The organism is Clostridium hominis (assembly GCF_014287825.1).
In the GTDB taxonomy this organism is placed as follows: Bacteria; Bacillota; Clostridia; order Clostridiales; family Clostridiaceae; genus Clostridium; species Clostridium hominis.
In genome coordinates this window covers 1-4,202 of sequence record NZ_JACOOO010000003.1, presented here as the reverse complement: position 1 = coordinate 4,202, position 4,202 = coordinate 1, and the positions used below count along the sequence as shown (strand labels likewise).

Genomic DNA, 4,202 nt, shown 5'->3' with positions numbered 1-4,202 from the left:
TCACCCGTCCGCCGCTAGCTTTGTTCCGAAGAACTCCACTCGCTCGACTTGCATGTGTTAGGCATGCCGCCAGCGTTCGTCCTGAGCCAGGATCAAACTCTCAATAAAAAGTTTAATCTGTTGCTCAAATTACTTTGAGTCTTTAAATATTTTAAAAACTCTCAAAAGAATTGCTGGATTTATTTTAACTAATATTCTGTTCAATTTTCAAAGACCATATTTTGTTATCGCTTCAAGCGACTTTCTTATCTTATCACCGTATTTAAGTTATGTCAACTATTTTTTAATAATTTTTCTAACTATCAGTTGTATTTCTACCACTGTCTACTGGCAACGAAGATTATATTATCATTTAGCATCTTCTTTGTCAACTTAAAATATACATATTTTTATTAACAGTTTAGTGTAATTGTTTACTATCCTGTTTAATGTAGTAATATTATAAAATTCACAACACATTTATTCTTATTACTAACAAAACAGAGTCATATATATCAATTATATAACCCTATTTTGTTAAGTTTTATTATAATTTATATTATTAATCCCTTTATAATCTATAAGTTACAAAAGAATTTTTTAAAATTTAATTACTTTTCTTTCATTTTATTAAACATTTTATTTAATTTATTTACAAATCTTTGTTCATTTTTTTCTTTCTCTAATTCATTCTTATCTATTAATCTAGTAATATCCATTATAGGTTTTATCTTATCTATAGTATCTTTATGTCCTTTAAATATTCTTTGTTTTATTACATTAGAATCGAATCCCAATATTTCTTTTAAATCATATCCTTCCAGATCATCAGGTATAATCTCTATAATGTTAGTATTAGGGTATAACGATTTATCTATAACACTATCATTAGCTAAGTGTACTACTATAATAATATCACAGCCTTCACCATATACAGGTTGTATAGGAACATTATCTACTACTCCCCCATCTAAATATTCAGCATTATTTATTTCTTGACTATCATATATCATTGGTACCGCAGATGTTGCCCACAATATCTTTTTTATGTCTTCTTCAGAATTATTGTTAATATAAAAATATTCAGTTTTAAGATCTGGAAGCCTAGTGCATGTAGCATATCCTTTTATGTTTGAATTTCTAATAGCATTAAAGTCCATCTTATCCACAAACTCATTCATGCCTTCCCTAGTCAATGTTCCTGCTTTTAAAGCCTTAGGGATATATTTTCTTATAAAGTTTATATTCTTGGCACCTATTGCATACAATACACCTTTAACTAATAATTCTTTTTCATCTATAGGAAGTAACTGTTCTTTTTTCACATTTTGCCAAAATTCCTCTGCCATATCATATGCCCCTTGTTGAAAAAGCATTGCATTAACAGCTCCTATAGATGTTCCTGAAACAACTTTTATGTATTTATCTATTCCTAATTCAATAAGTGCTTTCCAAACCCCAATTTGATATGCACCTCTTGCCCCTCCTCCAGCTAAAACTAAACCTATTTTCATATTATCCTCCTATAAATTTAGATTGATAAATATCAATTACCATGTCCTAATGCTTTAATAATAATTAATGCTGTATCTTCTATAGCTCTTTGAGTTACATCTATTGTTTTACATCCAAGCTTTCTCATAACCTTATCAGCAAATTCAAACTCATCTAATATCCTAGCATCTCCAGCATATTCTATATTAGATGGTATTCTATGAAACTTATCTAATCTACGTTTTCTTATTTCTATTAATTGAAGTGGATTAATTGTTAGCCCAAATATTTTATGCTTATCTACTTCATATAGTTCCTTAGGGATATCAACTTCAGGAACAAGAGGTATATTTATAGCCTTTATCCCTTTATTTGCTAAATACATACAAAGTGGCGTCTTAGAAGTTCTCGAAAGACCAACTAATACTACATCTGCATTCTTTAATCCTCTATAATCCTTACTATCATCATACTGCATTGCAAACTCCATAGCTTCAATACGGTTAAAGTATGCTTCATCAGTCTTCCACATAGCTCCTGGATCATATTGAGGCTGTTGATTTAATATAGATGACGCTACATTTATTATTGGTCCTAATACATTTACAACTGTAACATTACTTTCAATAGCTTTTTGAGTTAAATACTCTCTTACATTTACAGTAATTATAGTTGATACTATCATAGCATTTTCTTCTTCTTTAATTTCTCTAATTACTTCTTCTACATCTTCTAAAGTTTTTACATAAGGTACTCTCTTAATTTTAACTTCATCATTAAACTGACTAGCTGCGGCTCCTGCTACCTGATCTGCTATTTCCCCTATTGAATCTGATACTGCGAAAATCTTCAACATTTTAATACCCTCCGTTTACCTATTTTATTCTTCTGTAAAATCTAAATTTTAGAAATATTTACATATTATTTATTATACCAATATTTTAGAATAAATTTCTATTATAATGAATTGTTAATATATATATGTTAAAATCATTTATATAAACTTAATTCAGGAGGCTAGAGATGAAAAACACTTTTAATAAAGATAAGCTTCTTACAATAGGAATACTACCTATTATGTGGCTTATATATTTTGCTTTTGAAATTGTAACTGGAAGAGTAAAAGATTTATATACACTTATATTAAACCTATCATTAGTTTTTGTATTCGCTCTTGTCGGATATATTATCTATTATCTAAGCGATAAATATTCAGACGGTTTTCAAGGTAAAAAATTATTTTTAATTTTTCTTATACTTATGTTAATAGATCAAGGAAGTAAATTAATAATTAAATTCAATTTCTTTAATTCATATTATGAAATAATTCCAAGGTTCTTATCCTTTGATCCTATAATAAATACTGATGGATCTTGGTTAAATGCTCGATTTAATTTCAATATTAGTTTTCCATTATTAATATTAATTAATTTTATAGCTCTATTTATTTTCTTTGAGTTATATAGATACATAAAATTTAAATCAGGTAAGAATACATTTTGGGGAGATATGTGCTTTGCATTTATATTTGCAGGTGCCTTATGCTCTTTAATAGATAAAGTCTTCTATGGAGGTAGTCTTGATTTTATAGGAATTAGCGATTTGTTTATAGCTGATATAAAAGATATATATATAAACCTAGGATTATTATTCTTTATAATGGCTACATATAAAAGTGACTTCTTTAAAGAAGATGAAAACTCATCTCTAAAAGATGATTGGAATGCTATAAAGAAATTCTTAGCGTTTATTAAAAATGATATAAAAAGAAGTATAAAAAAAGAAAAGGCATAAAACACCTTTTCTTTTTTTATATGTAATGCTAAGCAAGTTTACTTATGAAAAAATCACTTCTAATATTAGAAGTGATTTTTGGTGGCTTACCGGGGAATCGAACCCCGGACACCTTGATTAAAAGTCAAGTGCTCTACCGACTGAGCTAGTAAACCATCTTACCTGGCAACGTCCTACTCTCCCACACAGTCTCCCATGCAGTACCATTGGCGCTATAGAGCTTAACTTTCCTGTTCGGAATGGGAAGGAGTGTTTCCTCTATGCCATCATCACCAGATTTATTATCTTTTGTATATGTCCCTCGACAAGAATTTATTATATAGACTTTTTCTACAAAAGTCAACATTATTTTTATTATTTTTTTAATTTATGTTATTTTATATAAATTAATGGCCTAAAAGCTAGTAAATAAGCCATTTTTTCTTCTTACTAAAACTTATATAATAACTTATTTTTATTTACTTTAATAAAAAAATTATTTTTCATTACAACTTAATTCTTTAATTGCTTGCTTAAATTACTGACTTGATACTTTTATGAAATAAAAAATAGCTAAGTCTACCTAAGAAGACATCAATTTTTTATTCTCTGTTTCTCAATTACTACTTAATACTTAATTAACTTATCTATAAGTTTAAATAAGTATAATTTTATAGATAACAAAAAAACCTAGACAATAAGTCTAGGTTATGGTGCGCCATCAGGGATTCGAACCCGGGACACCCTGATTAAGAGTCAGGTGCTCTACCAACTGAGCTAATAGCGCATATTACCTAGCGACGTCCTACTCTCCCACACAGTCTCCCGTGCAGTACCATTGGCGCTGTAGAGCTTAACTTTCCTGTTCGGAATGGGAAGGAGTGTTTCCTCTACGCCATCATCACTAGATTCATTCAGAGTGTTCTCTGAAAATTGCACATGAATTTTATATTTTT

The 4,202-nt window shown here is 28.9% G+C and carries 3 protein-coding genes, 2 tRNA genes and 3 rRNA genes; 1 reads left to right on the top strand and 7 read right to left on the bottom strand.

The window, feature by feature from the left end:
- From H8S20_RS01845 to H8S20_RS01835, 3 genes are all read right to left on the bottom strand, one after another.
- Positions 1-108 (bottom strand): 16S ribosomal RNA (locus tag H8S20_RS01845); the annotation flags it as partial.
- 482 nt (positions 109-590) lie between these two features.
- Positions 591-1,493 carry a patatin-like phospholipase family protein gene (locus H8S20_RS01840; protein ID WP_032116718.1) on the bottom strand — a complete coding sequence of 301 codons (903 nt, stop codon included), beginning with the start codon at positions 1,491-1,493 and terminating at the stop codon, positions 591-593.
- A gap of 32 nt (positions 1,494-1,525) precedes the next feature.
- Positions 1,526-2,329, bottom strand: a complete 804-nt coding sequence (locus tag H8S20_RS01835) for a pyruvate, water dikinase regulatory protein (protein WP_032116719.1) — start codon at positions 2,327-2,329, stop codon at positions 1,526-1,528.
- A 167-nt stretch (positions 2,330-2,496) separates the two neighbouring features.
- Between H8S20_RS01835 and H8S20_RS01830 the strand changes: the two genes are divergently transcribed.
- Positions 2,497-3,267 carry a signal peptidase II gene (locus H8S20_RS01830; protein WP_186859173.1) on the top strand — a complete coding sequence of 257 codons (771 nt, stop codon included), beginning with the start codon at positions 2,497-2,499 and terminating at the stop codon, positions 3,265-3,267.
- 79 nt (positions 3,268-3,346) lie between these two features.
- On the opposite strand, the gene H8S20_RS01825 is transcribed toward H8S20_RS01830, so the two are convergent.
- The 4 genes from H8S20_RS01825 to rrf (H8S20_RS01810) all read right to left on the bottom strand — a co-directional run bounded on the left by H8S20_RS01825 (position 3,347) and on the right by rrf (H8S20_RS01810) (position 4,155).
- A tRNA-Lys gene (locus H8S20_RS01825) sits at positions 3,347-3,422 on the bottom strand.
- A 5-nt stretch (positions 3,423-3,427) separates the two neighbouring features.
- A 5S ribosomal RNA gene (gene rrf / locus H8S20_RS01820) occupies positions 3,428-3,544 on the bottom strand.
- Between the two features lie 413 nt (positions 3,545-3,957).
- Positions 3,958-4,033 (bottom strand) — tRNA-Lys (locus H8S20_RS01815).
- 5 nt (positions 4,034-4,038) lie between these two features.
- A 5S ribosomal RNA gene (rrf, locus tag H8S20_RS01810) occupies positions 4,039-4,155 on the bottom strand.
- Positions 4,156-4,202: the final 47 nt, after the last annotated feature.